The 2,556-nt window shown below is 76.4% G+C and carries 2 protein-coding genes; one reads left to right on the forward strand and one right to left on the reverse strand.

What is annotated here, in order from left to right:
• Positions 1 to 384: PH domain-containing protein (locus tag E1284_RS40105; RefSeq protein WP_165965625.1), on the forward strand; the 384-nt coding region annotated here is incomplete at its 5' end.
• On the opposite strand, the gene sepH is transcribed toward E1284_RS40105, so the two are convergent.
• A complete protein-coding gene (sepH, locus tag E1284_RS40110; protein ID WP_131945342.1) occupies positions 356 to 2,104 on the reverse strand; it encodes a septation protein SepH in 1,749 nt (582 codons plus the stop codon). The two genes, E1284_RS40105 and sepH, sit on opposite strands and share 29 nt — an antisense overlap.
• Positions 2,105 to 2,556 lie beyond the last annotated feature (452 nt).

The raw sequence follows: 2,556 nt of genomic DNA on the forward strand, positions 1-2,556 counted from the left end.
GTGCCGGCCGGCCCGCCCTGGGTCGCCTACCTGTGCGCGGGGCTGGCCGTCCTCGCCGTCCCGCTCGGCCTGGACCGCTACCGGCAGCTCGGCCACGCCTCCGGCGGCGGGCGCCTCACCGTCCGGTCGGGCTCGCTGCGCCGCCGCCAGATCGTCGTCGAGCACGGCGCCGTCGTCGGCTGGCGCATCCGCCGCACGCTGTTCCAGCGCAGGCTCGGCCTCGCCACCCTCGTCGCCGCGGTCGGGGCGGGCGACGGCGGCTACTCCTCGGCCGACATGGCGGAGGAGGACGCGGTGGCGCTGGCCGCCGCGATCACCCCCGACTGGGTCGCCCCGTTCCTGGCCGCCCCGCCCGCTACTCGGGGCGGCGCGCCCCGAACATGATCTCGTCCCAGGACGGGACGGAGGCGCGCTTGCCCTTGGCCTTGCGGCGCCGCGCGGGCCGCTGCGCCGCCGGTCCCTCGCCGCTCGCGGCGGCGGGCGAGCCGGTGGCCGGCTTGTCCTGGGCGGCGGCGGGCATGGTGGGGCGGGTCGCCGGCTTCTTCTTGGCCGGGGCCCGCGGCGGCTGCCGCGGCGCCGGAGGCTTCTTCACCGGCGCAGGCTCGCTCCGCGCAGGCTCGCTCCGAGCGGACTCGGTCCGCGCCGGCTCGGTGCGCATAGGCCGAGGCTCGGCCGACGCGGCGGCACCGCGCGACTCGTGCCCCGGCTCGCCCTCCGCTTCGCCCGCCTCCTCGGCGGCGACGGGTTCGGGCTCCCCGCCGGTCTGGCGCTCGGCCTCGTCCCGCTGCGCTCTGCCGCCCTCGTCCTCGTCCTGGACGTCCGCGTCCGCGGAAGGCTCGGCGTGCTCGGCCTCGGCAGGCTCCTCGGTCCCGTGCACGTCCTGCGCCTCGGCGACTCTTCCCTCGGCCTGCTCGTCCTCGTCGTGCGGCTCGGACGCCTCGTCGGCCTGCGCGGCCTCGTGCTCGTCCTCCGCCGGGGCGGTGACGGGCTCCTCCGGCCGGTCGGCCGCCTGTGCCCGAGCGGGCTCTTCGGCGCGCGCTTCCTCGTGCTCGCCGGACTCGGCGACCGCGCTCTCCCGCGCCTCGGCGGTCTCGCCCTCGCCCTCGCTCGCGCGGGGCTCCGCCTCGTCCTGCTCCGGGGCGGTGTCCGGCGTCTCGGACACCGCGCTCACCGAGCCCGCCCGCGCGGCCTCGGCGGCCTCGTCCGGCTCGCGCTCGTCCCGCGAGGGCGCGGGGCTCGGCGGGCGCGGGGACGCCTCGCCGGGACCGAACCCGGCCGGTGCGGACGCCTCGCGCAGCGGCGCGCCCTCCGGCGCCTCGCGGAAGGCGGGGCGCGGGTCGACCATGCGGCCGCGCTCGATGATGTACTCGCGCGCCTCGGCGGCGCGGAGCGGCCCGGGCGGGCCGGCCGGGCCGGGCTGCTCGGGCTCGGCGGGCAGCCCGCGCACCTCGCGGTCGCTGCCGACGACCTTCATCGCCGGACGGCGCGGGACGAGCGGCGTCACGGTGTCGGACAGCCCGTCGTCGTCCCACTCGACGGAGGTGAGGCGGGCGGCGATCTCATCCAGCGGGGAGACGTGCCGGCGGCGCGGGTCGAAGGTCCACTCGGCGGCGTGCGGGCGGCCGCCCTCGAAGAAGGACAGCCGGACGCGCCAGGTGCCGTCCTCGCACTTCCAGGAGTCCCACTCGGCCTCTTCCAGGTCGACGCCGCCGCGGCCGAGCCGCTCCTCGACGGTCTCGCCGAGCGGCGGGCCGGGGGTGGACTCGCCCGGCCGGCGCACGGTGACCCGCTGCGCCTGCTGGGCCATGTACTCGCGTTCCTGCAGGACCGGTCCCTCGAACCAGCGGACGCGCTCGACCGGGATGCCCGCCGACTCGGCGATCTCCTCGGCGGTCTCGCCGGACCGGATGCGGGCCTGGATCTCCTTGGGGCGCAAGGGACTCTCCACTTCGATCTCGAACTGGCCGAGGCGGGAGAAGTGCCCACGGACCGCTGCGCGGAGCCGGTCGTCGACGGGCAGGGTGAACCGGGTGCCTCGGCCCGCGGTGGCCAGGACGAGGTACGTACCGTCCTCGCTGACCGCGACGAGGCGCAGCTCCTGCATGCGTGTCCTTCCTGCCCTGTCTTGACGGCACGGAGGACCCCGGACCGGTCGACCGTGCTGTCACGGTCGGCCGCCCGATGCCCACCGAGGGCGCATGCGTGCCCTTTCCCCCGGGTTCCCGAGTCTCTCTTCCGGACACACCTGCTGCCAGCACCGTACCCGGCATGTCCGAACATCGCCGCTCTCGAAGCCCTCTTCAGGAGGTCGAAGAGGGCACCTGACCAAGCTTGCCCGCGCCGCGACCCGCGAGAGGGCGCCATGCCCGATTCTTGTGCATCCTTTTCCACACTGTGCCTGAGAGGCGGCCCCGGTTCCAGGGGCGGACACGGCCGGACGTTGCGAGAGTCACGTCCTGGGCAGGAACACGTAGATCTTCCGGTTAGTTTCAGTTCGGGGGATTAGTCAGGGCCCGCGCGATGCCCGCCGATCCGGAAGCGGCGGCGGGGCGGGGG

The sequence above is a fragment of the Actinomadura bangladeshensis genome (genome assembly GCF_004348335.1).
Taxonomy (GTDB): domain Bacteria; phylum Actinomycetota; class Actinomycetes; order Streptosporangiales; family Streptosporangiaceae; genus Spirillospora; species Spirillospora bangladeshensis.